The sequence below is a fragment of the Levilactobacillus sp. FUA 3915 genome, from assembly GCF_044053135.1.
GTDB lineage: Bacteria > Bacillota > Bacilli > Lactobacillales > Lactobacillaceae > Levilactobacillus > Levilactobacillus lanxiensis.
This window is the reverse complement of sequence record NZ_CP168704.1, coordinates 1,827,693-1,853,738: the sequence shown is the minus strand read 5'-3', so window position 1 is coordinate 1,853,738 and position 26,046 is coordinate 1,827,693. Positions and strand designations below refer to the sequence as shown.

General features: G+C 50.8%; 20 protein-coding genes. 5 read left to right on the top strand and 15 right to left on the bottom strand.

Features of this window, described 5'->3' with window-relative positions:
- Positions 1-112: 112 nt before the first annotated feature.
- Positions 113-427 (bottom strand): DUF7671 family protein, encoded by a 315-nt coding sequence (locus tag ACEPST_RS08610; RefSeq protein WP_204122236.1) that lies wholly within the window; start codon positions 425-427, stop codon positions 113-115.
- Positions 424-1,464: a lipoate--protein ligase family protein gene (locus tag ACEPST_RS08605; RefSeq protein WP_204122237.1), complete on the bottom strand. Its 1,041-nt coding sequence runs from the start codon at positions 1,462-1,464 to the stop codon at positions 424-426. The genes ACEPST_RS08610 and ACEPST_RS08605 overlap by 4 nt, the downstream gene beginning before the upstream one ends.
- Before the next feature lie 884 nt (positions 1,465-2,348).
- On the opposite strand from ACEPST_RS08605, the gene ACEPST_RS08600 reads away from it, so the two are divergent.
- A complete protein-coding gene (locus ACEPST_RS08600) occupies positions 2,349-2,732 on the top strand; it encodes a glycine cleavage system protein H (RefSeq protein ID WP_125763477.1) in 384 nt (127 codons plus the stop codon).
- A 44-nt stretch (positions 2,733-2,776) separates the two neighbouring features.
- On the opposite strand, the gene ACEPST_RS08595 is transcribed toward ACEPST_RS08600, so the two are convergent.
- Positions 2,777-3,799: an aldo/keto reductase gene (locus ACEPST_RS08595; protein ID WP_374706476.1), complete on the bottom strand. Its 1,023-nt coding sequence runs from the start codon at positions 3,797-3,799 to the stop codon at positions 2,777-2,779.
- Positions 3,800-3,967: 168 nt separating this feature from the next.
- On the opposite strand from ACEPST_RS08595, the gene ACEPST_RS08590 reads away from it, so the two are divergent.
- Positions 3,968-4,183, top strand: coding sequence for a hypothetical protein (locus ACEPST_RS08590; protein ID WP_125763483.1), 216 nt, complete (start codon positions 3,968-3,970; stop codon positions 4,181-4,183).
- A gap of 135 nt (positions 4,184-4,318) precedes the next feature.
- Here the strand turns inward: ACEPST_RS08590 and ACEPST_RS08585 are convergent, their stop codons facing one another.
- The 7 genes from ACEPST_RS08585 to ACEPST_RS08555 all read right to left on the bottom strand — a co-directional run bounded on the left by ACEPST_RS08585 (position 4,319) and on the right by ACEPST_RS08555 (position 13,399).
- Complete coding sequence (locus ACEPST_RS08585; RefSeq protein WP_204122238.1) at positions 4,319-4,942, bottom strand: histidine phosphatase family protein; 624 nt, start codon at positions 4,940-4,942, stop codon at positions 4,319-4,321.
- 11 nt (positions 4,943-4,953) lie between these two features.
- A complete protein-coding gene (locus ACEPST_RS08580) occupies positions 4,954-5,865 on the bottom strand; it encodes a DMT family transporter (RefSeq protein WP_125763868.1) in 912 nt (303 codons plus the stop codon).
- A gap of 908 nt (positions 5,866-6,773) precedes the next feature.
- Positions 6,774-7,457, bottom strand: a complete 684-nt coding sequence (locus ACEPST_RS08575) for a methionine ABC transporter permease (RefSeq protein WP_204122239.1) — start codon at positions 7,455-7,457, stop codon at positions 6,774-6,776.
- Positions 7,458-8,522, bottom strand: coding sequence for a methionine ABC transporter ATP-binding protein (locus ACEPST_RS08570; protein WP_204122240.1), 1,065 nt, complete (start codon positions 8,520-8,522; stop codon positions 7,458-7,460).
- Positions 8,523-9,170: 648 nt separating this feature from the next.
- Entirely contained in the window at positions 9,171-9,980 is an 810-nt protein-coding gene (locus ACEPST_RS08565) for a MetQ/NlpA family ABC transporter substrate-binding protein (RefSeq protein ID WP_203637862.1), read from the bottom strand.
- A 520-nt stretch (positions 9,981-10,500) separates the two neighbouring features.
- Complete coding sequence (locus ACEPST_RS08560; RefSeq protein ID WP_395390993.1) at positions 10,501-11,049, bottom strand: DNA-3-methyladenine glycosylase I; 549 nt, start codon at positions 11,047-11,049, stop codon at positions 10,501-10,503.
- Between the two features lie 709 nt (positions 11,050-11,758).
- Entirely contained in the window at positions 11,759-13,399 is a 1,641-nt protein-coding gene (locus ACEPST_RS08555) for a peptide ABC transporter substrate-binding protein (RefSeq protein WP_204121124.1), read from the bottom strand.
- A 445-nt stretch (positions 13,400-13,844) separates the two neighbouring features.
- On the opposite strand from ACEPST_RS08555, the gene ACEPST_RS08550 reads away from it, so the two are divergent.
- A complete protein-coding gene (locus ACEPST_RS08550) occupies positions 13,845-16,094 on the top strand; it encodes a glycoside hydrolase family 3 C-terminal domain-containing protein (RefSeq protein WP_204121125.1) in 2,250 nt (749 codons plus the stop codon).
- Between the two features lie 85 nt (positions 16,095-16,179).
- On the opposite strand, the gene ACEPST_RS08545 is transcribed toward ACEPST_RS08550, so the two are convergent.
- The 5 genes from ACEPST_RS08545 to ACEPST_RS08525 all read right to left on the bottom strand — a co-directional run bounded on the left by ACEPST_RS08545 (position 16,180) and on the right by ACEPST_RS08525 (position 22,986).
- Complete coding sequence (locus ACEPST_RS08545) at positions 16,180-16,626, bottom strand: GNAT family N-acetyltransferase (protein WP_204121126.1); 447 nt, start codon at positions 16,624-16,626, stop codon at positions 16,180-16,182.
- A gap of 11 nt (positions 16,627-16,637) precedes the next feature.
- Positions 16,638-17,621 (bottom strand): choloylglycine hydrolase family protein, encoded by a 984-nt coding sequence (locus tag ACEPST_RS08540; protein ID WP_204121127.1) that lies wholly within the window; start codon positions 17,619-17,621, stop codon positions 16,638-16,640.
- A 509-nt stretch (positions 17,622-18,130) separates the two neighbouring features.
- The gene (locus tag ACEPST_RS08535; protein ID WP_204121128.1) at positions 18,131-21,280 is read right to left on the bottom strand and encodes an AAA family ATPase; all 3,150 of its coding nucleotides are present in this window, start codon (positions 21,278-21,280) and stop codon (positions 18,131-18,133) included.
- Positions 21,277-22,410 (bottom strand): exonuclease SbcCD subunit D, encoded by a 1,134-nt coding sequence (locus ACEPST_RS08530; RefSeq protein ID WP_204121129.1) that lies wholly within the window; start codon positions 22,408-22,410, stop codon positions 21,277-21,279. The genes ACEPST_RS08535 and ACEPST_RS08530 overlap by 4 nt, the downstream gene beginning before the upstream one ends.
- A gap of 15 nt (positions 22,411-22,425) precedes the next feature.
- Positions 22,426-22,986, bottom strand: a complete 561-nt coding sequence (locus tag ACEPST_RS08525) for a DNA-3-methyladenine glycosylase I (RefSeq protein ID WP_204121130.1) — start codon at positions 22,984-22,986, stop codon at positions 22,426-22,428.
- A 223-nt stretch (positions 22,987-23,209) separates the two neighbouring features.
- Here ACEPST_RS08525 and ACEPST_RS08520 point away from each other — a divergent pair, with 223 nt between their 5' ends.
- Positions 23,210-24,139, top strand: coding sequence for a matrixin family metalloprotease (locus ACEPST_RS08520; protein WP_204121131.1), 930 nt, complete (start codon positions 23,210-23,212; stop codon positions 24,137-24,139).
- 124 nt (positions 24,140-24,263) lie between these two features.
- Positions 24,264-25,811, top strand: coding sequence for an MFS transporter (locus ACEPST_RS08515; RefSeq protein WP_204121132.1), 1,548 nt, complete (start codon positions 24,264-24,266; stop codon positions 25,809-25,811).
- Positions 25,812-26,046: the final 235 nt, after the last annotated feature.

Genomic DNA, 26,046 nt, shown 5'->3' with positions numbered 1-26,046 from the left:
AGACGACCGAGACGTTATCGGTCGTCTTAAAGTCTAGTCAATTAAGTCGGAACAAACGACTTAGTAAACGGGCAGGTAAACCGCGAGTTGTCACCAACTGAATTCGCTACGCTTAACTCGGCAGTTTAGCCGTAGCAACTTGTACCAGGTCTTCACTGACAAATTCACTGGTCAGTCGCTGCATTGGCGTGTAGTCGTGCCGTTCCTTGTAGGCGACTGGGTAGGCGGCCACTACCGCCACCTTTAAGTGATTTTCGGTCAGAAAAATTTGACCAGTCCCCTTGTACTTGCCCTTGCTGTGGCGGCCGGTACGCCAGGAATGGAGCTTAAAATCGCCATCCGGTTCACGTTTGATTTCGTACTCGCCGGAGGCATTCGCCTGCACGGGCACCCCGACGTACTGGTTCACGTCGTACTTGGCCTTCATTGCGCCGCCTCCTCAGTGAATACCTGAACGAGCGGCGCAATAGCATCCGCCCCCAGCACGGCCGTCACATCCGGCTGTGTCAATACGGCTTCGACTGCAGCGGGTGTGGCATCCAAGCCAGTCAGCTGCTCCGAAATAGCGTGCAACTGAGCCGGGGTGCCGATTGCGCCAAATAACATGGCCGTCCGCAATTTGCCAGCGTGGCGGGTAAAGTTGACGTGCAACTCACCGTTAGCGACCGTCAGCTTATGATATTCCCGGAAGCCAGGATTGGCGCCGTAGTTCCAGGCATCCGTATCGTATTTTTCGGCCAGCCGCTGATCAATCACGGCCCAGTCCTTGTCGCTTAAGTGATACGTTTCGATTTGGTCTAAGCTGTCCACTTCAAAAATGTGGCAGAGTAAGGCTTCCTTGAAGGCTTGAATGTCCAAGTCCCGGTATTCTGGGGCGAGGTACTGCCGCAGGTTGGTAATCGCCACCCGGTTGGAATCGACGCCGCGGTGAGGTCGGTCGCTGGCTGGCAGAAGTGAGGCGTGGGCCGCATCCACGTTCAAGTCGTACATAATGGTCCCGCCGGCCGCGTAGCCTGCCCCATTTTTAAACATGGTCATGCCGGAAAATTTCTTGCCGTCGACCGTCAAGGCACTCTTGTTGCTGATGCCCAGGTCGGCCACCCCCATCGCCTTGAGTGCCCGCAAAACGGGTTCGGCAAAGACCGTGTAGTCCCCGAATTTCGACCCATCTTGTGGATCACCATTAATGATGTGCTCAAAAATCAGGTTGCGTTCGTCATGGTAAACGGCGCCGCCACCGGACGTCCGCCGCACGAGCTGCACGTGATTTTGTTCTAAGTAGTGGAAATCAACCTCGGCCCCCACCGTTTGGTTAATGCCGACAATGACGGCTGGTTGGTTGACGTACATCATCAGGCCGTGGCCGGGTAATTTTAAATCATTGACTAAGTAGTTGTCGATGGATTGATTGACGATGGCATCGGTCACGACTTGGCCGTTGCGATTGGTATCAATTAAAAACATTTCAGGTAACGCTCCCTTCAGGTGTGGTTTTCGTGTTGGTGCCTGCGGCTGACAGGATTCCGCCTTGGGTTTCTGATTCCGCCTGCGGTCGTTAGGTATCTTCACCCTATGGGACCCGTCTGAAGCCTGAGAACCGGTCTTCAGACTCGGTTGGGGGCCTTGCAAAATCACAAGTCCCCCAACACGGTCCGTGGTGTAAAGCTGGGAAAGACGCCCAGTTTAACACCACTATCACAGGGTTCGCCACCTAACGACCTCCGGCTCCATCAGAAATCCAAGGCTCTGTCGGCGTAAACACCAACGGCAACAACACACCGTTCTGTTTATTTTTATTGTTTTGTTTACAATTTCTAGCGACATTAATTGTCACCGAGACACGTAAATCCGCTAAACAACGCCTCACTAACAATAATCAATAAGTCGCTCGCATCTGGGCTAAACCAGTGTCAGCCGCCGGGAACGGACGCGACCAGGCCTAGTTTTCACCAGACCGAAGGCGGACCAGTTAACCCATTGTCTGACTAACAATCATCCAATGAGCTGCTCACGTCCGGGCTAAACCAGTGTCAGCCGCAGGGCTGGTGTAAATGGGCTCAGCCGTGGGAGTTGCCTAAGCGGTAAACCGCTTAGGCAACTGATATCTTTGAGACGTGGTCTTCGGCTCAAAGTAAGCCCGGAGACCGCTCTTTGGCTCCGGGCGTTCGCCCACAGCGTCACGGCCCATTTTCACCAGCCTGGAGGCGGAATGCCGTTCAACCCCAGCGAGCACTGATTGAAATTATTTTTAGTGTAGCATGCACCCTCAGCGTGAGCAAGTTATTGTCAGCGGTTACAAGCAAAGGGTATACTAGAAATTAACAACGACATTTAGGGAGGAATTTACGATGACTGAACACCCACAATCTTTTTGGCAACGACTAATGAACTGGTTCCGCGGAAATAAAACCCCGGCCGCACCAGAAATTACCGTCAAGGATGGCGTTTGGCTGGAACAACGTGACCAAGGTCACTACCGGATGGGACTTTCCAGTGACGCCCTCGAACAAATCGGTGATATTAGTTTCGCCGACCTACCTATTCTGGCCGATGACGTGTTGGCCGCTGGCGACGACATCTTGGAAGTCGAAAGCGACAAGGCCGTCGAAAACTTCAAGACGCCATTCGCCGGGACGGTCGTTAAGGTCAATGAAGATTTAGTTGGCGACCCTGCCACTATGAATAAGAACAAGCAAGCCGACAACTGGGTATTGGATTTACAAGTTGCCTAAGCGACATTAAAAAATGGAAGCCCACACTGGACTTCCATTTTTATTTACCACTTGTATTGAACCGGATTCTTAATATATTTGTTGTAAACGTCACGCACAATGGCCATTTGGTCAGCGGTAAAGGCTGGCAAATCAGCGGCGGCAACGTTGCGGGTAATTTGTTCTGGCTTAGAAGCACCCGGAATCACCGTGCTAACGGCATCGGCCATCAAAATGTAGCGTAAAGCTAATGGTGCCAACGCTTGGTCTAAGCCTAACCGTTCGTGCAATTCGTTTGCGGCCTTGACCCCCGTAGCATAGTCTACCCCGGAGAAGGTTTCGCCTTGGTCGAAGGCTTCGCCGTGCCGGTTAAAGTTCCGGTGGTCCGCCTTGCCAAAGGTGGTGTCCAGCGTGTATTTCCCACTCAGCAGGCCACTAGCCAGTGGCACCCGGGCGATAATGCCGACGTTCTTGGCTTGGGCCATCTTGAAGAAATTATCGGCTGGCCGCAAGCGGAACATGTTGTAGATGATTTCTACGGCAGAAATGTCATAGTCCAAGGCCTTCATGGCTTCTTCGACCCGTTCGACAGAAACCCCATAGTTTTTGATCTTACCGGCCTTTTTCAGTTGGTCGAGCGTGAAGAAGACTTCTGGTTCATAGTAAACGGGGGTTGGTGGGCAGTGCAACAGCACGTTGTCCAGCGCATCGACGTCTAAATTGGTCAGGCTCTCTTCCACAAATTTAGTAATATTGGCTGCGGTGTACCCACTGGCCACGTGGGGATCAAGCTTCCGGCCAACCTTGGTCGAGACGAATACCTTGTCTTGCTTGCCCTTGATAAACTTGGCGAGCGCCCGTTCGCTCTGTCCATCCTGATAAATATCAGCGGTGTCAAAGAAGTTCACACCCGCATCATAGGCCGCGGCCAACGTGTTTTGCGCGTCTGCCTCATCGAAGGGGTCGCCCCATTTTGACCCCAGTTGCCAAGTCCCCAAGGAAACTTCACTAACGTTAAAGTTAGTTTTACCAAATTGACGATACTTCACCGTAATCCCTGCTTTCTGCGCCAGTCTTGCCGGCGCCATCCCCTATATTCTGCCGTTTTATTTAATGAGCGTCAATAACTAACCCCCGCCACATGAACAAAATATTTACCATTTCCGCTAAAAAGGACTACCATGAAAATTGAAGCCGGTGGTACCCATGCCAGTAACAGATCCGCTGACCCCAAATTTTTTTTGGAGGTAATGGTTATGGCTGTTGTAGAAAAGACTGCATTATTGGATAAAGAAATGAGTGAAGTGTTCGACTGGTCCGACAAGAAGTTACCTGTTCGTGACGCTCTCTGGGATCACTTCATGGAATCCAATGGTCACAACACCGATGAAACTGAAGCTTCGATGAAGGAAATCGACGCTAAGTCCGACGATGAAGTTCGTTCTTACGTGGAAGATAACCTTAAGAAGTAACCGGCTGTCTCAACCTAAAAATAACCTCGCCCTTGTGGTGAGGTTATTTTTCTTTGGCCAAAATTAATCTGCCCGAATGCAAAAGGGCCCCTCAGATACGTAACGCATCTAAGGGGCCTCGTTTGAATTTTAAAATTAGTTAAACTGTGCCGTTACCCCATAAGTTCGAAGATAACGCCGACCAGTCGCCGGATCAATTTCCATTCGGGTCACGCTGGTATTAGCCGGTTCTGGCAATGCCGTCGTCGCTGGTGCGTTCAGCATCAACAGCGCCGTCGCCTTGATAGTTAGCCCGTGGCTCACCACCAAAATGTGATCATCCGGATGGTCAACCACTTCTTCGGCCAGCCACTGCCCCACGCGCCGTTGAATGTCACGGTACGTCTCCCCACCGGCTGCGACCAGCACATCTGGCAAGGCTTCGCCCGTCAGTGAGTCAAAGTCGGCCGGTTGCCGTTCCTGTAAGACCCGGAAGTTTTCCCCCGTCCACTGACCATAATCGGCCTCCATCAGCCGATCATCAAACTGCGGTAAGACGTCTAGCTTCGCCGTTAAGGCCGCTGTCGTTTGCCGGGTCCGATGTAAGGGACTACTGACTAACTGGTCGTAGTGACTTCCCTGAAGCCACTGAGCGAGGCGCTCGGCCTGCTGTAAGCCATTCACGGTTAAATGCGTGACCGCCGTATCCAATTGTCCTTGCATGATCTGGTCAACGTTGGCTTGCGTTTGACCATGACGCACCCAATCAAAGGTCGTCATTTTCTCACTTCCTAATTTTCTCTCTCAAACTGCGTCTCAATCTTTCGTCGGCCCTGTTGTAGCAGGTAAATCGCCACAATCACCAGGACGGAACCAATGACTTCCGCAATCGTAATTTTTAAACTCAGGAAAATAATGGATAAAATAAACGTCACCACTGGCTGCGTTGCGTCAACGATACTGATCACATCGGAAGGCGCAAAGTGGGTACTGTACAGAATCAAGGAGAATGGCAAAATCGTTCCCACGATAATCACCGTGGCCATTGACCCAATCAGAGTTCCGGTGATTGGTGGCATGTTCAGGAATACCGGATGGTACAGATTGAAGAAAATTCCGGCAATAAACGTTCCCCAGCCTAACACAGTAATCGGCGCATGACCATAGTCTCGTACCAATGGCCGCGGTAAAACTACGTAACAGGCCGCCGTGATCCCGGAACCAATCCCCCATAACAGGGAATTAACGGGAATGGCCAATTGCGTGATGTCCCCCCGGGTAATCGCCAGGAAAACCCCGACTAATGCGACCGCAAAGGCAATCAGATCACTGCGTAGTGGTCGTTCGTGTTTGAACAGTAGGCTCCCCAACACAATGAATAAGGGACTCAGGTACTGCAAGATTGTGGCTGCGGCCGCATTTCCCGACTGGACGGCAATGTAAAAGGTCAGGAGGTTCGCGCCCAACCCAATCAAAGCATAGGCCAAAAGCCAGGACACTTCACGCCAGCTCTTAAAAATCGTAAACGTTTCTTTGCCATATAAAACCAGACTGATCAGTAATAAAATAACGCCGGCGCCCATCGTCCGGGCGGACAGGAACCAACTGGTCGGAATCGACTGACCCTGTGAAATAAACTGAAGGACCGTTCCGGAAACCCCGAACATAGCCGAAGCCACCGTGGCCCAGAAAATCCCCTTCATAACGTTTTCCGTTGGCGTACCTACATTTTTCAAAACACGATAAATCCTTTCTCTCTCATACCTCAAGTATGCATCATCATTTCGTTACTGGGATGGTGAACATAGTCTGTATCTTTCGTTCCCGACGGTGGGTTCAAGATGCCCTGCTGTGGTCACTGACACAGGTTGCTTATCTTCACCATGCCTACTAGTCAATACCGAGCTTATGACCACAATCAGCAATTTAGCTGAGTATCTTCTGACCCACTAGTTCTCCCAGTCACTTATCTTTTCGATTAGTTTTTAACCGACACGATTAACACGGGTCGTGACATAATTTTTACATTTTACCGGAAAACCATTAGAATTTGGCGGCAAAAACAGGCAAATATCACCGTCTCCAAAAATTTATTTTGTTATATTACGAAGCGGGTCAACCGCCCGCACACCAGTCAATCAGCCCAACTTTCCGGTTACCCAATTGTTCGCTACTCACGTGAGTGTCTCCCGCCATCCCCGTGAACAGCAAACGAACTAAATTAGCTTACCACTTCCAACCCAATTGGTCACTAACCAGGTCTGACCAATTGCATGAGACATCCAAAATTCCAGCAAAAAAGGCAAAATCACCGCATCAAAACCGACGAAGTAATTTTGCCTTTCAATTTAAAATTTAATATCAACCTCACTGGCAAGGACTCGCCAGTAAAGTTGGCCACACAGCTAACAACCAGTATGAGCCGTGAGGTTGGCGAAAATTGGCTCAGCCGTGGGATTCTGCGAGAAATTTTCTCGCAGAATGGCGACTTTGAAACTCGTTCTTTGAGGTTCAAAGCGAGCTCGAAGACCGCTTCTCAGGCTTCGGGCGTCCTCCCCACCGCGTTCCGGCCAATTTTCGCCGACCGGTAAGGCGCGGTTATCCACCATTTCTAAGCGGTGTGGTCAACTTTACGGGCCCAGAGGTCACCGAGAAGCTGGATAGCAAACACAATCACCAGAATGATCAACATTGCCAAAATCGTGACGTCACTTTCAAAGCGGCTGTACCCGACATTGATGGCCAAGTTCCCTAAGCCCCCACCACCGATGGCACCGGCCATGGCAGTCAGGTCGATCAGACTGATCAACGTGAGAACGGACGAGCGGATGATATCCGGCAATCCTTCTCTGAGGTACACGCGGAAGATAATCGCGATGGGACCGGAACCAACTGATTCAGCGGCCTCAATCACGCCACGGTCAACTTCGGACAGGGCATTTTGAATCTGCCGCGCGTAGAATGGCGCAGACCCAATCACCAGTGGCACGATGGCTGCAGTGGTCCCGATAGCGGTTCCCACAATCAACCGGGTCAGTGGCGCGATGACGGCCAGTAAGATAACGAACGGAATCGACCGGCACAGGTTAACGATTTTATCGAGAATGTTATAAACAATCCGATTTTCCAGAATGCCGCCGGGTTGGGTCACAATCAAGCCAACCCCAATGGCCATCCCCAGAATCCCCGCCACAACGGCGGTGAAGAACGTCATGTACAGTGTTTCGCCGGTGGCCTGAAGGAAATCGCTCTTCATGGTCACAGCATTAGGAAAATATTTTGCAAACCAAGTCATTTAGGCCACCTCCGGATCTGTTGGTTTTAAGTGCGTAATGGTGATACCGGCGTCCTGACAGTACTGCCAAGCGGCCTGTAACTTGTCGGGGTCCCCGGTCATGACAACAATCAGGTTCCCTAGCGGCGTGTCTTGGAGAATTTCCACGTTCCCGTAAAGGATATTGGAAACCACCCCGTAACGCTTGTACAAGTCAGTAATCAGCGGTGCGTCGGTGCTGGCCCCCACGTACTGGAGTTGAACCAACTGTTGATGGTCGTCCAGGCCCAGGGTTCGCGCCTGTTTGTAAATCTTTTCAAGTGCTTGATTGATTTGTGTTGCGGTATTAATGAAGTCCTGCGTCAATGGCTTTTCAGGACGGCTAAAGATGCTGACCAGGTCACCGCGTTCAATGATTTCACCATCATCCATGACGGCCACCTTGTTACAGATTTCCTTCACGGCTTCCATTTCGTGGGTGATGAGGACAACAGTCAAGCCTAATTGCTGGTTCAACCGCTTCAACAATTCCAAAATAGATGAGGTGGTCTTGGGGTCCAAGGCACTCGTCGCTTCGTCACTGATCAGAATCTCGGGGTCGTTGGCCAGGGCCCGCGCAATGGCGACCCGTTGCTTTTGCCCCCCGGAAAGTTGGGCTGGGTAATCCTCAGCCTTTTCCGTCAAACCAACTAGGTCCAAGAGATGGGACACTTTTTGTTGGCGTTCCTCATGGGACAACTCGCCACCCTTTAGGGGGTAGCCCACGTTGTCGGCAATCGTCCGGGATGCCATCAAATTAAAGTGTTGGAAGATCATCCCAATTTTCGTCCGGGCAACCCGGAGTTCCTTAGGTTTGAGTCCCAAAATATCTTGACCATTAACCTCGACAGAACCGGCTGTTGGCCGTTGAAGGCGGTTAATGACCCGCACCAACGTACTCTTCCCGGCGCCGGAATACCCGACGACCCCATAGATGTCCCCGCGGTTGACCGTCAATGAAACATTTTTGACGGCGGTCACGGTTTGACCCTTATTATGGAAGGTCACGTCGATATCTTTTAACTGAATAATCGCTTCGTTAGTCACAGACTTCATTCTCCTTACTCGCCAATGCCGGCAGTTTCTTCATTAATATGTTTAAACAGATATTTGTTTCGCCTTCCGGACGGTTTAAAAATGGTGGCTGATTTGCCGTTCCCGGCGGCGGGCTCAAGGTGCCCTGCTGTGGGGAACGGTTCCAGCCTGAGAAGCGGTCTTCCACCTCGCCTGAAAGCCTGGAAAAATCCCAGTCTCCCAGGTCGTCCCGTGCTCTAAACTGAGAAAATCACTCAGTTAAAACCACCGACACAGCTGACCACCTTGGCCCGCCTCTGGTCACTCACATTGACCATCATTTTAAACCGTCTTCCAGGAAGATAGTCAGTTAACCAATTAGTAGCTTCGGTGTCCTCACCATCACTCACTATATAGCTTCAATAACTTAACCGCCGACTCCAGATAAACGCGAGACGGCGGTTAAGTTAGGCTAACGTGAGCCGCAAGGATGGTGAAAATGGGTCCAGCCGTGGGAGTTCCCTTAATGGTGCTTTTGACCATTTAGGAAACTGGTATCTTTGAGACACGGTTCACAGTGGCTCAAAGTAAGCGCGGAGACCGCCTTTCGGCTCCGGGCGTCCGCCCACCGCGTTCCAATCCCATTTTCACTATCCTGGAGGCGTCAATTACGCGCAAATCTTACCAAGCTGGGATAGTCAGGCCGTGGTAGTACTTCTTCAACAACTTCTTCGTTGCTTCGGTCTGGTAAGCCTTCACGATCTTCTTGTAGGTCTTGTTGTTCTTGTCAGACTTGTTGGTTGCGATGATGTTGATGTATGGAATGGAAGCCTTGTTGATCTTTTCCTTGAAGATGGTTTCGTTGTTTGGCAGCTTAGCTTCGGCAGCGAATTCGTTGTTGATAACGGCACCAGTGGCATCGGTCAATGACCGTGGCGTTTGGGCAGCATCAACGGCGGTGATCTTCAGGTTCAACTTGTTTTGCGTAATGTTCTTAGGCGTTGGTAACTTAACCTTGGAATCCACCTTGATCAAGCCAGCGGATTGCAGTAAGTGTAAGGCCCGGCCTTCGTTTGTGGAGTCGTTAGGAATGGTAATTTGGTCACCCTTCTTGATGGCTGAAACGCTCTTGACCTTCTTGGAGTACAACCGTAGTGGTGCGCGGACGGTCTTCCCAATGGAAACGATGTCCGTCTTGTGCGCCTTGTTCCATTGATCCATGAAGAACGTGTGTTGGAACGAGTTCAAATCAATTTCATGGTTCGTCAACGCAGCGTTAGGCTGGTTGTAGTCGGTGAAGGTGACCAACTTGATGTTGATGCCATCCTTCTTTAACTTCGTTTGGATAGGTTTCCAGATTTTTTCATCGGAACCCATGATCCCAACCTTAACCGTCTTGTTACTGCTGCTAGACTTGCCACAGCCGGAAACAATTAAAAGTGGAATCAACAATAATAAGAGCCAACTAAAATGCTTAAATGATTTCTTCATACTCAGTAATCCCCTTTGTTTTTTAAACTATTATCCTCATAAGATAAACGCCACGATTGAAAAATGCGACCAAAAGAAAAAGTCCGCTCCTAAATTAATAGAAACGAACTTTGTCGTGGTACCATTCTAATTCAAGTCAGGTTAAAGACACCCGGCTCCTCATTAACACTCGCCAGCTTGCGCCTTGAAGTGCGTGCACGATAATGAGTGCCGGACATTACCACCTCATCGCAAGGACTCAGTGATACCAATTCATTTCAGGCCATCTTCACCCCGCCGTGGGTTACCCGCTTTCAGCAAATCGCGAGCTCTCTTGAAACCATTAACGGTGGTTACTCTCCTGATCACATTGTTTTTTCAATCGCTTAATTTATCTGTAAGTCTAATGCAACTTTAATTGGGTGTCAAGACAAAGTTGATATAAATTTATTCATAACGAACCGCATGATACCGGCATTTCCTAATAAGTGTCCCTTAGAAACCGGTTGCGGCTTAAATAAATTTCTCACCTAAATTTCACTTAGTCATCGATAATTTGCTCGCGTAACAGGCCCGCAGCTAACAAAAACATGTGCGTCACAACCGGACCGACAAAACTAAATCCGCGGCGTTTTAAATCCTTGGCGACCGCGCTGCCGATGCCTGATTGATTGGTCAGCAGATCTCGGGTCACCGCCGGCAGTAACAAGGGGGTGCCATTCACAAATTCCCAGAGGTAGGCACTGAAACTGCCAAACTCCCGTTGTACCTGCACCATGGCTCGCGCGTTGTGAATAGTCGCCCGAATTTTTCGACCGTTGCTGATCATGTCTGGGTCGTTGGCAATCCGTTCGCCATCGAGTTCGTCTTCGAACCCAGCCACCCGCTGCGGGTCCATCCCTGCAAAGAGCCGCCGGTAAACGGGTAACTTGCTGGCGGCCGCCTGCCAACTCAGGCCGACTTGAAACACGCCGACCGTTAGAAGTTCGTACAGCACGTGGTCATCATGAGTGGGCGTGCCGAAATACGCTTGATATTCCTGGGTCCCATCGCTATCCCAAACGTGCCCATCATCCGGTCCAATTGCCATGTCGCCATCCCCTTCTCGCTTCCATACTAACACGCTAAAAACAAAAAAAGCTCCCGGATTTTACAATCCGAGAGCCATTACCCAACAACGCGAATTGCCAGGATTTTCGAAAGTACCCGACCATGGGTACATGTCTACGAGAATCATCATACCATGAACGGACACAATTTGAAAGCTAATCATGGTCATTGGTCCACTTATGCCCCGAAAAAATCCGGTTCCACTAGCGTTTGGTCTAGCAAAACCGGATTCGATAAAACCTGCTGTAACCAGTCCCTCGTCCCCACTCACTGACGTTAGCCCACCTAAGTCAGTCTCGAGAAGAGCCAGTGGCTTGGTTCTTTCCAGATGATTGGAAATAGCAGTTAACTGCAAAATTTAGTTGTAACGTATCTGGTGTAGTTAGTCAGTAGGCCCACTGACTTTTGAATTCATAAAACCTTTGACACCAGCTCGATTGAATAAACACGTAACGTAGAAGAAGCCATCAACTAACGATTTGAACCAATCTTAGCCGTGAGGGCGGGAAAAATAGCCTCAGCCGTGGGATTTTCTAAGGGTTCTTCTTAGAAAATGGTGACTTTGAGACTCGTTCCTTAGAGGCTCAAAGCAAGCCTGGAGACCGCTTTTTGGCTCCAGGCGTCCTCCCCACCGCGTTCCAGGCTATTTTTCCCGCCCGGTAAGGCGACCCAAAGATCAGTCAAAACCGTTATTTGATATAAGCGTATTTGTAGCTCCACTGGGTGCCCGCCGTGTTGTGAATAATCCCCTTAACATCGGACCGCGTCAGGTAAGCATAGTTCGCTTGGTACAAGGGCGTGAAGCTCTGCGTCTTGTTCACCAACTTGGCCGCCTGAACCATATCTTGCCAACGGGCCTCATCGTTGCCGGCATCTTGGTTCTGAGCCTTGTCGATCAGCGCGTCATACTGCTTGTTGGACCACTTGCCGTAGTTTAGTGAGTTCGAGCTGACTGGAATCTGCAGGAAGGAAATCGGATCGTTGAAGTCGGCGCCCCAGTGAGACAGGTAGAGGTCAAAATCGCCGTTGGTCGAACGAGATTGGGCCACGGAAGCCGGCACGTTTTGAATCTTCAGGTCAAAACCCTTCAAATTCTTTTCCAGCGCACCCTTTAAGTATTGGGTCACGGTGCTGGCCGCAACGTCATCGTTCCCGGCCATGATGCTCAGGTCAACCTTCTTGATGCCGAGTTGCTTCAATCCAGCCGCCCACTTCTGCTTGGCTAAAGTAGGATTGTACGTCGTCGTATTCTTGACCTTCTGCTGACTAGCAAAGTCCTTGCCGCTCTTAGGATCACGCGCTAAGCCACTGGCAACGAAACCGGTTGGCGTGACGGACCCATCCCCCAGCACCTTCTTGGTCAATTGACTGCGGTTAATGGATAAGGCGATGGCCTGGCGGATATTTTGATTATTCATGATCCGGCGCTTGGCCTTGTCAGCATCTTGGAAGTTGTATTTTAAATGAATCACGATGGAATACGGATATTGCTGGAATTCTTTATCATTCTTGTAGTTCTTAACTTGTTCATTGGATAACTGCGCGAAATCAAGTTTCTTGTTCTGGTACAAACTCAGACCCGTTTGGGGATTCGTCACAACTTGATAATTAATCTTTTGAAGCTTAACGACCTTTTTATCCCAATACTGGTTGTTCTTCACAAAGGACCAGGTGTTGCCCGTCCCGTTCCAGCCCTGAATCTTGAAGGGCCCACTGTAGACCATGTACTCGGACTTGGTGGCATACTTCTTGCCGTATTTGTCGATAACCTTTTTATTTTGTGGAGCAAATAACGGGTAAGCCATTAAAATTTTAAAGTAAGCGATGGGCTTATCCAGCTTGATGACCACCGTCTGTTGGTTCTTGGCGTGAATCCCAATGGTGCTGGGCTTAGCCTTACCGGCGATAATCTTATCCCCATTTTTAATCCCAGAAAACATCGTCATGTACGACGACTTGGTGGACGGCGTCAACGTCCGTCGCCAGGAATAAACGAAGTCCTGCGCGGTAATCTTATCGCCGTTGCTCCACTTCGCATTGTCGCGAATATGGAACGTCCACGTCTTTTTATCCTTCGACATTTTTGCCGAATCTGCCAACCCTGGTGCAACCTGACCGTCTTTTCCTAACCGATAAAAACTTTCAAAAACGTTCCCCGTCTGGCCATAACCGGTGGCCTTGGCGAGGTCGATGGTGTCGAGTGCAGCCGTCGCTGGTAACCGCAAAACTTGTTGTGGCTTGGACGTTGCAGCAGTTTGGCCACAGGCAGCTAACCCCATACCAATTGCCAATACCGCTGCGACTAACCCAATCCCAGTCCATTTTTTCATAAAAAGTTTGCTCCCTTTTCCTCAAATTTTTGTGGTGTACAATCCGCAAAATTATGATTTAAATACAGAAAAAACGGGCTACCGCCTTCACTTAACTCGTGAAAGCGGTAGCCCGTTCGACACTGCCAACCTAGGTCGGCGCTATGTACTACTACGGTTTAGCCGGAAAATCACGAATTGAGGTAGCGCAAAAAGACACGTTACATTCGCAACATGCGGCAAGCAGTGATTTAACTTGAGTGGCGTTCTTCAACATCGTGATTTTCCTCCTTAGACTTATTTTTTGTAATTAATTGGATTGTACAAGACCTAAGATACCCTCTTCCTCAGTGTTTGTCAAAGGTTAAAATTGACCACCGACAGATTTCAAAAGTGGCGGGTAACATTCCGTGGTGGAAAAAGGTATACTTGAAACAAGTTTAACTAGTAGAAAGGATTTGAACGTATGGACATCGAACGCATGCTTGCTGAACTAACGTTACCGGAGAAGGCCGCTCTGGTTTCAGGAAAAAATAGTTGGTACACGGCCGCTATTGACCGGCTGGACATCCCCGCCCTCATGATGACGGACGGCCCTTCCGGCTTACGGAAGCAGACCGCGGATTCAGGCACCACGAACATTAACGACTCGGTTCAAGCCATTACTTATCCGGCTGCCGCGCTGAGTGCCAGCTCCTGGAATCGCGATCTTATGCACCAACTAGGTGAACACCTGGGTGACGAGGCTCGCGCAGAGCAAGTCAGTCTGTTGCTGGGACCTGGCGTCAACTTGAAGCGTTCTCCCTTGGGTGGGCGTAACTTCGAATACCTTTCAGAAGACCCCTTAGTGGCCGGCGAACTAGGCAGTGCCTACGTTCAAGGCGTCCAATCCAAACACGTCGGTGTGGCCGTTAAACATTTTGCCGCCAACAACCGGGAAAATCAACGGTTCACAGCCTCCAGTGACATGGACCAACGAACGTTGCGCGAACTTTATTTACGCACTTTTGAAATCATCGTCAAGGCCGCTTACCCTGCCACCATCATGACCTCTTATAACAAGATTAATGGGACGCTGAATTCCCAGAATCGTCGTTTGCTCCGGAGCATCTTGCGTGACGAATGGGGCTTCCACGGTGCGGTCATGTCTGACTGGGGCGCCGTCGCTGACAACGTCCAGGCCTTACGCGCCGGGCTCGATTTGGAAATGCCAGGTCAGGGCCAAGCTTCCGTGGACAACATTATCCGGGCCGTCGAAACCGGCGAACTGGACGAAGGGACGCTGAACAAGGCGGTCCGGCACTTACTGCACATCATTGAAAACTGGTTACCCGCCGACCATGCCGGTACCTATGACCACGCGGCCCATCACCAATTTGCCCGCAAGTTGGCCGATGATGGCATCGTGCTCTTAAAGAACCGTCACGCTGAACTGCCACTAGATCCCACGACCGCTGGCAAAGTGGTCGTTATCGGCGAATTGGCCGATCAACCACGCTACCAAGGTTCCGGCAGCTCCCACGTCAACCCAACGAAGTTGACCACGCCATTAGCCGCACTGCAAGACAGCGACCTTGAAGCCAATTATTACCCTGGTTACCGTTTGGATCAAAGTGAAACGGACGATAGCTTAGTCGAAGCTGCCCTCACCGCCGCTAAGAACGCCGATCACGTCATCATTTTCGCCGGCTATCCTGAAAATACGGAATCGGAAGGTTTCGACAAGACGTCTCTGATGCTCCCCGAAAATCAAGGCGAACTGATTGGCCGCCTGTCAAAGATCAACAATCACGTCACGGTCGTGCTCCAAAACGGTTCCGCGGTTGAAATGCCTTGGATTCACGGAGTCGACGCCGTTGTCGAAACTTATCTGGCCGGTGAAGCGGTCGGTGAAGCCACCTGGGATATCATCACCGGTGCGGTCAACCCGTCCGGTCACTTGGCCGAGACTTTCCCTCAACGGTTGACCGACACCCCAATGGCCCCAACGTTTGGGCAGGACCCCCATCACGAATATTACACGGAGGGCATGTTCATGGGCTACCGTTACTACGACACCCACGAAATGCACGTGCTCTTCCCATTCGGTCATGGTCTCAGTTACACGACTTTTGAATATACCAATTTGGCCGTCGACGAGAACGAACACGGCGCGACCATCACCTTTGACCTGACCAACACGGGCGACCGCGCTGGTCAAGCGGTGCCACAACTCTACGTGGCCAACCATGCCTCACACGTGCCAATGCCAACCAAGGAACTGCGCGCCTTCACCAAGGTCGCCGTCGCACCTGGCGAAACCAAGGTCGTGACCTTAAAACTCAACCGGCGTGACTTTAGCTGGTGGTGCGAAGGTAAGTCCCGCTGGCAAGCCGATTCTGGCGACTATGAACTCATGGTCGGCGATTCCTCACGGGACATCCGGCTACAGACCAAGTTGACCATGGACTTTAAAAACTCCCCCGCCCCTGTGACGGCCGAGACTTACCTGTCCACGATTGTCAGAGATCCACGTCTGCAACAGATTTTCAAGGAGACGGTCCTGGCGCCAGAACATGCCAACGGCAATAACTTCTTGGCAACAACTGACGAGCACGGCAACTTAGCCCTACTCCAAGATCAAATGTTCCTGAACATGCCACTGCGCGCGGTCATTGCGCTCGGTGGTCCGGCTGACTTGATTCACGATTTCATTAACGCCGCCAACAAGCGGTAGTGAACTGCTAAAATTCGACAAAAATAGACGAGGTCCCGACGTTATTTAAAACGTCGAGGCCTCGCCTTTTTCGTGTGCAGTTTGCTTACCGATTCAATGGCAAAACCATATCCAAGTGGGGAATCCCTGTTTCCAGGTAAACCTCGCTAGTGGGCGTAAACCCAAACGATGCGTAAAACTTTTGCAAGTAGGCTTGGGCCTGAATCACGATCTGTTGTGCTTCCGGATAGGTCTCCCGAGCGGCGGCAATGGCTTCGGTCACTAACTCACGACCAGCGCCGTGCTTGCGCGCCGAAGCGGCAACGAGGACCCGGCCAATCCGAACTTGATTGGGTTCCGGAATTAACCGTGCGTAGGCTAACACCTGACCCACATCGTCCGTTCGAAACAGATGTTGCGCAATCAGATCATCGTCGTCAACTTCCTGATAGACACAGTCTTGTTCCACCACAAAAACTGCCACCCGTAACTGGTAAATACGGAAGAGTTCCGTGGTCGTTAGTTCAGCAAAACTTTTTTGATTAAAACCCATTTGTTCAGCTCCTAGTTCAACGCACTAATGTGTGGCTGGTGGTCCAGTGGGTATTCCACGGGCGTGTCCCAGTCGTTTAACATTTCGTCAGTCATCTTAACGCCTTGCAATTCCAAGTTGTCATAAGGTTCCATGAAGTAGGAACGCTCAGTCAGGTTGGCGTAGGCCCGGTATTGCGTGTAGTCGCTGTGACCGTCAGCCTTTAGCTTGACCCCCTTCGGAATCGTGACACTGTCTAATAGGTGTTGTAAGAGGTTCAGGGTCGTCGGCGTATCGTCCGTCTTAATGCTGAAATGCTTGTTGTAAACCGTCCGGACAAAGCGGGATGGTGACGTGTAGTCCCCGGGCAGGCCCAACGCCCCGGTCCCAGGACCCTGGGTAGCTAACTCAAACCCTTCATAATCATGCAAAGGTACGTCGGCAGCTTGCAGCGTGCCGTAAGTGCTGAGGTTTTGTAAATGCCAGCTCAATTGTGGTGAGTTCGCCATGACGCCGACCGGATCATCAATCAAATGAATATCATGACTGGTGGCTTCAAGTACGGCAGTCTCCCCCGTTGGATCACTAAAGATAAAGTGTAGCGGTGCCGTGATGCCGAGCAAGGCAACCGGGATGTCCAAGAGTTGAATGTGCTTGACCAGTTCCCGCAGGTCAGCCACACTCTTGGCGTTGCCCAAAGCCCAGGCTGTCACGTCATGTGGCGCTAAGCCCAACTTGTCGGCTGGTGCACTTGCTTCGTACTTCGCGTATTGTGAAAAGTACAATGCGGCTGCCCCAAGACCATATTCATTCACGCCATCAACAAAAATGTAATGGCTCAGGTTCCGGCCAGCCCCGACGAAGCCATACTTCGTGGTGAAGGTCCCCGCATCCCCTTGAATCTGTTGGTTCCGCGGCATAAAGATGGGTTGGCCACCCAGTTCAAACGCAAAATCCATGGTCCGGGCTAAGAATTGATCGCCCCGACTGTTCTCATAGGTCAAACTCGTACACATTGAAAATCATCCCGTTTCTAATATAGTTACCCATTATTCTAAACCATCAAAATCCGTTTTGCACGGATAATCGTTAAAACTATAACCAATTATGTTAATTTGTTTAAAAACTTCATTTGGCGTTCATTAACCATTTACGCCACCAACTACCTGATTCACGGATGATTCACCCGCAAAGTTAGGGCAACTTTTTAAGTTGAACGGCTTAACGTCTCTATTTTACCTCATCAACTAGCCATTAACTTTCTATTGAATCCAGTTACTGTTAGAGTTGCCCCAGAGAATAGAGTTGTCATGTAACCCCAGCCTAGGGGAAATGCCATTCCAGCTTTTCTTTGGGGACTCGTATTGAAGTGTGTCGTTCTTGTAAGGTGCTGGCTAAGTTAAGCACGCTAGCAGCATCTCGGCGGCACGTTGCGTCACCTCTTTAACTGTTCTCCTGTGACTCGACAGAAAAAAGGTCTTGGATATACAAGCAGTCCAAGACCTTTTTAGTCTGGAAAAAGCTGTCATTCCGCGGCGTGGTACCGAATCGTACTCTCTCCGTTACCGTTGGCAATCACTTGTAATTGGTTTTCAACCTGGTCACGGAGTTCACTCACGTGGCTGATGATACCAATCATCCGGTGCTTACCCTCAATCGTTTCCAACGATTCCAGTGCCGTCATTAAAGCATCTTCGTCCAATGACCCAAAGCCTTCATCAATGAACAGAGCATCGACGTCAACACTCCCCGTGGTCTGTTGGATAACTTCACCCAGGGCCAGAGCTAACGCCAATGAGGCAATGAAGCTTTCACCGCCCGAGAGCGTATGCACGCTCCGTTGCTCACCCACGTGATCGTCATAAACGTTGATTTCCAGGCCGGACCGCTTCTTGGAGTTCGCCTGGGATTCATCAATCACGAATTGATACCGCCCGTTCGTTAATTGCTTTAGCCGATGATTACCGACTCGTAGGATTTGACGTAAGTAGGTTTGGAGCACATACCGTTCCAGGCCTAACTTACTGTTGGGACCATCCCCATTGACCACGCCACTGAGTTCGGTCAGCTCCTGCGTCATTTGCATGGCCGCAGCCTGCTTATCCACCTGTGTCTGTAATTGCTGGGTGTGCGTGGTGTTAAATTCAAAGAGATTTTGTAATTGTCGTTGCTGTTCCTGAAGGTCCGTCATCTGGGCCTTGGCCTGAGCCAACGCGGCCTGCGTCTTCTCCCGGTCTGGTGTTGGCTGGTCATTCGTGCGGACAACCAGGTCGGCAATGGTTGCGGCTAGGCTGTCCTGGCGCTTGTCAAAATCGGCTAAAGTCTGCCGCTTAGTCGCTAACGACCCCACTTCCGCTAGGGCTGTCTGGACTTGTTCGACCACGGTCTCATCATTGGTTCCAAAATGTTCCGTCAAAAGCTTTGCTACGACCGTCTGGGCCTGGGTCAGTCTTTCTTGACTGGTCTGTACTTCTTCTTCAGCCTGCGTCAAGCGGGACTGTGCGACAGCCACTTGATTTTCTGCCTGTTGGACGGCTGCGTTTACCGCGTCCAAGGTCTGCTGGTCGGCCTTCACTTGGGCCCGTAAATCAGCGAGCTGTTGCATAAATGTCGCCAGCGTTGGTGCCTGATCCGGTAACCGCTTCGTCTCCGTCGCCAGTTCAGCACTCAGCTTAGCCGCCTGCGTTTGTTGGTCATGCACCGCTTGCTCAGCCGTCTGTACCTGCGTCTGCAAGGTAGTCGCCGCTGCGGTCAACGTCTTCATCTGTTGTTGAGCTCGGTGCAAGGCTTGCCGCTCTTGTTCATTCTTGGCTTCTTCTTGCTGATAGGCCTGCTGGGCTGAACGTTGTTGCTCGGTAAGTTCGGCTAGCGTGGTCGTCGTTGGTTGTCCCAGGGCCGCTTGCAGCTCAGCCAATTGGATGGCTTGGGTCGCTGCTTGTTCCGTGACGCGTTGTTGCCAACTAGCTAACTGGGCAGCGACCTCACTAGCCTGCTTTTCTAACCGATCCGCTTGTGCTTGAACCGCCTTGGCGTCATCCTCTGACACAGCAGTCGCCGTCGTGGTCGCAGCTGGGTGGGGATGATGTTCCGACCCACAGACCGGACAAGGTGACCCCTCAGTCAGCTGCGCACTCAGTTCGGCAATTTGGCTCCGTAAGAAGGCTTGGTAACTGGCATCAGCGGCCGTCCGCTTTTCCTTAGCAGCTGTTTGGGCCGTCTGCGCTTGTGTCTTTAAACTAGTCACTTTCTGTTGACTAGTTGTGAGTTGGTGGTCCGCCTGCTGCACGGTTGCCAATTGCTTCTTGCTTGCCTGCAGCTGAGCGTCACGCTGTGTCAGTTGATTTTGACGGTCGAAAATAGCCGGTTGCTGGTCCACTACCTGTTGTTGAGCCTGCTGAGCCGTTTTATTTTCAGCGACGGCGGTTCGGACTTGCTTGAGGTGCGCCTGTGTCTGATCAACCTGTTCTTGCGCGAGTTGCTTTTGTTGGGTCAATTCAGCCACGTGTTGGTAGACCGGAATCAGTTCCTGTTGTTGGGCTAATTGATCATTTTCTTGCTTGATTTTTTTAACCAGCGGTTGCTGTTTCTGTTGCTCAGCGACGGCTACTTGGTACTTCTGCTTCGCTGATTGTAAGACCGTTGCCGCCTGTTCACTGGCCTGTTGCCGCTGTTGGCGCGTTTGCTGGGCCTGCGTTTGGTCTTGCCATTGCGGCTGAATCTGCTGCGTCCAGTCCAGCTCAGCAATTCGCTTCTTCAATTCCTTCATGGCTGGTTGTTGCTGGGTCAATGCTTGTTGTTCTTGTTGACGCTCCGCGAGCCGCTTCCGATCGGCCAGTAAGACAGATTCTTGCTCATCTTGTCGGACCAGCTGACTGTGCAACAGGTCTGCTTGCTTGAGTTGCGTGGTAACTGCCGTTCGTTGGGTCTTAGTCGTGACCTGCTGTTCAGCCATTAATGCTAAAATATCAGTCGTTTGTTGATTGGCCAACAAACTAGCGGCTTTCTCTTTATTGTCAGTTGTCCACTGTAGCTCACCCCGTAACCGGTCAAGGGTCGCCGCCGTTTCCTTATTTGCAGCCTCATTTTGCCGAAGCTGGCGCTTGAGGCGGTCCGTCCACCGCGCAAAGATTGTGGTATTAAATAGTTGTTCCAAAACTACTGCTTTGTCTTCACTGGGGGCAATCAGGAACCGGCGGAACTGGCCCTGTGGAAGTAAGACGATTTGAGCAAACTGCTTGCCATCCATCTGCAACAATTCCTGCAGATAATCGCGAACCTGGCCTTCTTTCGTCAGCTGTGTGATTTCCGCGTCGTCTTCAAAGACGGTCAATGTCACACTGGCCGCGGACTCCGTCAGACCAGTTCCCCGCTTCTTAGCCAAAATCTGCGTGGGTTCGCGCACAATTTCATAGGACCGGTTCCGGTGGGTAAAGGTAAACGTGACCCGCGTCTGATCCGTGTGGGTCGCAAAGTCTGAGCGCATGGATTTGGCTTCCCGGTCAACGCCAGAAGTCTGGTTGAACAGGGCGTAACACATGCCATCAAAAATGGTGGTCTTGCCACTCCCAGTCTTCCCGCTAATCAAAAATAAGGGGGTAGCGGAAAATTTTGTGAAATCAACCGTTTCATCTCGGTAAGGACCAAAGTATTCTAGATGTAAAGTTACGGGACTCATTCGTCTCCCTCCTTTTCTGCGGCCTGTAAGGCTTGCCGGGCCCAAACCTGTTGCTGATCCGTTAGTGGGTGTTGCGTGACCTGTTCAAAAAAATCACCCAATAAAGTTAACGGATCTTGTTGGACTTGTTTCACATCCAATTCATCCGGCGTCACGTCGAGTTGGTTCACACGGTTGAGTTCAATCACCCGGGGGAAACGCGTTTTCAAGCGCTGCATAACGTTGGTGATGGGCGTGGTATCCGTCAAGTTAACCGCCACAAAATCTTCTGGCGTGACCGCATACGCGTGGTCGCGGTCCATCAGATTGGTAAAACTATCTTCCAAAACGACCAGGTCGTGCCACGGCTTCAACGGTTCAAACGTCACCGAGACCGGTGTCTGATCCGTATCAATGATCCAAACGCCCTTCGTGTCGGCTGCCTCACTGGTCGAAAACTTTAGGGGTGACCCGCTGTATTTAACAGTCGGTTCATTCTGCAAGGCTTCTTTCCGGTGTAAATGGCCCAGCGCAACATAATCAAATGGCGCTAACATATCTACGGGCACGGCATTTAAGCCGCCGACTTGGACTAAGGTCTCCGAATCCGAGTGATTACTGCCCGCCGCAAAGAAATGCGCAATCAGCACATGTTTCTTCGTGGCATCAAATTTTTCCTGCATGGCAGCAACTAATCGTTCCATCGCCTGATTAACCGTTCGAATCGATTCGTCGTCAAAAAATTGGCGCGCCTGCACGGGCTCAAAGTAAGGTAACAAGAAAAATTGCGTATCTTTCAGTGTCACCGGCTTTAACGCGTCCGCCAACCGCGTCCGTAAGAAAAAGTCCGTGCTGGCAAACCACTCTTGGCCGTAACCCAAGCGCACGCCCGAATCGTGATTCCCGCTAATTGCTAACAGTGGAAATTTTTCTTTACGATTCAGGTCAACCAACATGTTAGTCAACGCCGTCACAGCCGGTTCACTGGGGAGTGCTCGATCGTATAAATCTCCAGCAATCACGACGGCATCTACCTTTTCTCGCTTGGCAATCGCCTTGATTTGCTGGTAAGCATCCTCCTGTTCGGGAATCAAATCATATCCGTGAAGTTTCTTGCCAATGTGCCAATCTGCTGTATGTAAAAAACGCATGGTTCTGCCCTCTTTCTATTGGTTCTCTGGCGCCCAGTCACAGCTCAACAGGTGGTCATTCACCAAGCCCGCCGCCTGTAAGAATGAATACGTCGTGGTCGGTCCCACGAACTTAAAGCCCCGCTTCTTCATCTCACGGGAAATGTGCTGCGCTAGATCCGTCGTTGCTGGCAGCTGGGCATCGCTCGCAATGGCATGCCGAATCGGTTTGCCATCGACAAAGCCCCACAACCATGCACTAAACGTACTCTCTGCTGGCCAATTTAAAATGACTCGCGCATTGTTAATGGTTGCCACTAATTTCTGGCGATTCCGAATGATCTGGGCGTCTTGTAACAGCCGTTCAACGTCAGTGGCAGTCATAGCGGCAACACGTGCTAGGTCATAATTGTAGAAATCCCGTTGAAATGCGGCGCGCTTATTTAACACCGTTTGCCAACTCAGTCCTGCTTGATAGGTCTCCAAACAAAGCAGTTCAAAGAGCCGTTGTTCATCATGTTCCGGCCGGCACCATTCCTCGTCATGATACCGTTCCATCTCAGGTGAAGACGTTGCCCAATCACATCGTTTAACCATTGCTTTCCCTCCAATTTTGCTTCTGCAACTACTATACCAGATTCCTGATCCAAGACCAAACAGATGTTCTACTAATTGCTTTTTGAAACCGGGTCCAACCCCGGTATTAATGAGTTCCACCATCAATATTTACTGAACCGTTAATTCTTGACCCCACGCGACGTTTGGCCTATGCTATTGTAAATACGAATTGTTTTGGGGATTTTTAAGGGAGGTTAACATCATGCGCAGATTTCACCACATTCGCGCGCGTTCACTGATGATGGCTGTTGCGGCAACCCTCATCGTGGCGCCCGCCATTACCACTAGTACCGTCACCGCTCAGGCCGCCAGCGTCAATCCATCGGCCGCCACGCTAAAGAAGTCCAAGAGCTACTACCAGAAGCACGCCAAGGCTTTAGGAAAGCAGTACAAGCTTGCCTACGACGCCCAGACGGCCCTCAAGAAAAATGGTAAAGCCGTGGTCTACGTAAATACCAAGGATAAAACCTTAAAGAAGAGTGTCACCATTGCCATGGCTTACTGGAACAACAAGTTGGGTAAGAAAGAATTCACGCAAGGGTCCAAGAAAAATCATACGCTGACCTTCTCTGTCTCCAAGTCCGCTGCCACTAAGAGCGATCAAAGTGATGCCTGGTGGACACCAGCCAAGAAGCAACTGCAGATTCGCTCGTCCTTCTACACGGCCGCCAAACAAGACATTGGTACCGCGATGACCAACCAGTTGAACGACGCCTTCTACAACCAATATTCTAATACCGTTAAGAGTAAAGCGAAAGCCAATTTAGAGGCTGAAGGCATCGCCGCTACGGATGAAAATTACGACCAACTGTTTAACGAAGAGGCTGCCCGCGTGGAAGAGGCCCTGCCGTCCTACGCCGTCTTGAAAAAAGATGTGTCCCTGGTACGCTCGACGCTAGCCAATGAAGGTCGGAAGTATCAGTACGCCAGCACGATTGCCCACGAACTTGGCCACGTGCTTGGCCTGAACCATTCCCCGAAGAAAGCTGATTTGATGTACTTCGAGAGTGGCAGTTCCAACGTTTACAGCTACAAAAAGGTCAAAGCCGGCCTGTCCAAGTACAATCCAATTACCAAAACGGATAAGAACCGGGCCAAGTTAGCCATCAAGATTTACACGGCCGTACACTAATTAACTGCGTCAAAAGTTGCTGATTATTTTTTTAATCGGCAACTTTTTTTCCGAAAATTGTCACATCCCAAATAAATAAATCGGCAGCTGACTTCAACTGACCGAAACGGAGGAACTTAGTAAATTGACTAACTCAACACGAAACTGGATTGGCCTTGGCGCCCTTTCCCTCGGGGTCTTCATGGCCCTACTAGACGTCACCATTGTTAACGTGGCGTTACCCACCATGGTCCGGGATTTCAATGAATCCTTTAATAATGTGCAATGGGTCCTAAACGCCTACTCCTTGGTTCTGGGGGTCACCCTCTTGATTGTTTCTAAAATTGGGGACATGTACGGGCTGAAACGCATCTTTGTCATTTCCCTGGCCATCTTTGTCCTGGCCTCCGCCGTTAACGGCATGGCGCCTAACCTGCTAGTCTTAGACATTGGGCGTGGTGTTCAAGCCCTCGGGGGTGCTGGGATGAACGCCCTCGCCATGGCCTTGGTCGCCGTCAGCTTCAAGGGCAGCAAACGGGGCGTGGCGCTTGGTATTTTGGGCTCCATCATCGGGTTATCCTCAGCGTCCGGTCCCCTGGTCGGCGGTTATCTAGTCGCCCAATTTGGCTGGCGCTCCATCTTTTACGTGAACATCCCCATTGGGATTATTGCCATTATTTTAACTCTGATTTACGTGGATGAGGTGCCTGACTTAAGTCAAAATCATCAAATTGATTTTGCTGGCATGGCCCTATCCGCCGCAAGTTTATTTGCCCTCATCTACGGCTTGATTCTAAAAGAAAACCATCAGGACTGGCACTGGACGAGTCCCCAAATGTTGGGCTGGTTTGGCGCGGCTATTCTGTTCTTCGTCGTCTTCATCTTGGTTGAAGCCCGTTTGAAACAACCGATGGTCAACCTGGCCATGTTCAAGAACCCCCATTTTGTGGGAACGGTTATGGTTGCCCTAGCATTGGGTGCCGGTATTTACTCCTACAACACCTACCTGACCGCCTTGATGCAAAATTATATGGGCTACTCAGCGTTGCAAGCCGGGGTTCGGCAATTAACCATTAGCATTTGGTCCCTAATTCTCGGGCCGCTGACCGGGTACCTGGGTAACCGCTATTCTAAGAAATGGATGATCAGTGGTAGCCTCTTTCTGGGCGGCATCGGTTTCTTAATGTTAGCCAACGCCATGACCATTCACGTCTCCTTCGCCGAGTTATGGCCGGGCATGGTCCTCATGGGGATCACCAACGGGATGGTCAACCCCCTCTTGAACAGTACGGGGATGGAGGGCGTGCCGGTTCGGGAGATGGGGATGGCCTCTGGTTTAATCAACGTCTTCCGCCAAATCGGGGTGACCTTAGGAATCGTTAGCCTCGGATTGGTTCAAAATAACGTTTATCAAAATTATTTGACCAGCCACTTCGGCCAAATCAACATGCCACACAAGGCCGCCACCGCGATTCATCAGGCTTTGGTCAGTGCCGGGCCCTTCTCTGGTCACGGCATTGCCTTCAGCGCCCGTTTGGCTAAAATGCCCTTCGCTCATGCGGTCCAACAGACCGTGTGGCAAGCCTATGCGAATGGCACGCGTGCGGTCACGTTGACTTCGGCTGGCATTGCCATTGCTGGTGCGCTGTGTGCCGCGATTCTCATGCGCACCCGTCAAACGAATCACAATTAAGCAAGAAGCCTGGGATGAGCCCGGGCTTTTTTGCACCCATTTATATGGCCGAAACGTGCGACAAAAGGCACCCGGTTCCGCTTAAAACTGCTAACCAAACAATCCAAGACCAGGATTATTCGGTTAACAGCCTTAATGCTCGCCGGCTAACCGCCTTGTGTCCCACTCTTTTTAATTGCAACGGAACTGTAATCAAATGTAAATTGCGCGTAACCTCCGGGCAACCCATACCGTG

What these genes read in the sequence shown, in the direction of transcription:
- ACEPST_RS08580 (WP_125763868.1), bottom strand. Translation starts at nt 5,865, where the DNA reads ATGAAGGGGATTTTCTGGGCCACGGTGGCTTCGGCTATGTTCGGGGTT.
- ACEPST_RS08600 (WP_125763477.1), top strand. Translation starts at nt 2,349, where the DNA reads ATGACTGAACACCCACAATCTTTTTGGCAACGACTAATGAACTGGTTC.
- ACEPST_RS08585 (WP_204122238.1), bottom strand. Translation starts at nt 4,942, where the DNA reads ATGACGACCTTTGATTGGGTGCGTCATGGTCAAACGCAAGCCAACGTT.
- ACEPST_RS08520 (WP_204121131.1), top strand. Translation starts at nt 23,210, where the DNA reads ATGCGCAGATTTCACCACATTCGCGCGCGTTCACTGATGATGGCTGTT.
- ACEPST_RS08555 (WP_204121124.1), bottom strand. Translation starts at nt 13,399, where the DNA reads ATGAAAAAATGGACTGGGATTGGGTTAGTCGCAGCGGTATTGGCAATT.
- ACEPST_RS08610 (WP_204122236.1), bottom strand. Translation starts at nt 427, where the DNA reads ATGAAGGCCAAGTACGACGTGAACCAGTACGTCGGGGTGCCCGTGCAG.
- ACEPST_RS08605 (WP_204122237.1), bottom strand. Translation starts at nt 1,464, where the DNA reads ATGTTTTTAATTGATACCAATCGCAACGGCCAAGTCGTGACCGATGCC.
- ACEPST_RS08525 (WP_204121130.1), bottom strand. Translation starts at nt 22,986, where the DNA reads ATGGTTAAACGATGTGATTGGGCAACGTCTTCACCTGAGATGGAACGG.
- ACEPST_RS08595 (WP_374706476.1), bottom strand. Translation starts at nt 3,799, where the DNA reads ATGGCGCCGGCAAGACTGGCGCAGAAAGCAGGGATTACGGTGAAGTAT.
- ACEPST_RS08590 (WP_125763483.1), top strand. Translation starts at nt 3,968, where the DNA reads ATGGCTGTTGTAGAAAAGACTGCATTATTGGATAAAGAAATGAGTGAA.
- ACEPST_RS08530 (WP_204121129.1), bottom strand. Translation starts at nt 22,410, where the DNA reads ATGCGTTTTTTACATACAGCAGATTGGCACATTGGCAAGAAACTTCAC.
- ACEPST_RS08535 (WP_204121128.1), bottom strand. Translation starts at nt 21,280, where the DNA reads ATGAGTCCCGTAACTTTACATCTAGAATACTTTGGTCCTTACCGAGAT.
- ACEPST_RS08565 (WP_203637862.1), bottom strand. Translation starts at nt 9,980, where the DNA reads ATGAAGAAATCATTTAAGCATTTTAGTTGGCTCTTATTATTGTTGATT.
- ACEPST_RS08540 (WP_204121127.1), bottom strand. Translation starts at nt 17,621, where the DNA reads ATGTGTACGAGTTTGACCTATGAGAACAGTCGGGGCGATCAATTCTTA.
- ACEPST_RS08560 (WP_395390993.1), bottom strand. Translation starts at nt 11,049, where the DNA reads ATGGCAATTGGACCGGATGATGGGCACGTTTGGGATAGCGATGGGACC.
- ACEPST_RS08575 (WP_204122239.1), bottom strand. Translation starts at nt 7,457, where the DNA reads ATGACTTGGTTTGCAAAATATTTTCCTAATGCTGTGACCATGAAGAGC.
- ACEPST_RS08545 (WP_204121126.1), bottom strand. Translation starts at nt 16,626, where the DNA reads ATGGGTTTTAATCAAAAAAGTTTTGCTGAACTAACGACCACGGAACTC.
- ACEPST_RS08550 (WP_204121125.1), top strand. Translation starts at nt 13,845, where the DNA reads ATGGACATCGAACGCATGCTTGCTGAACTAACGTTACCGGAGAAGGCC.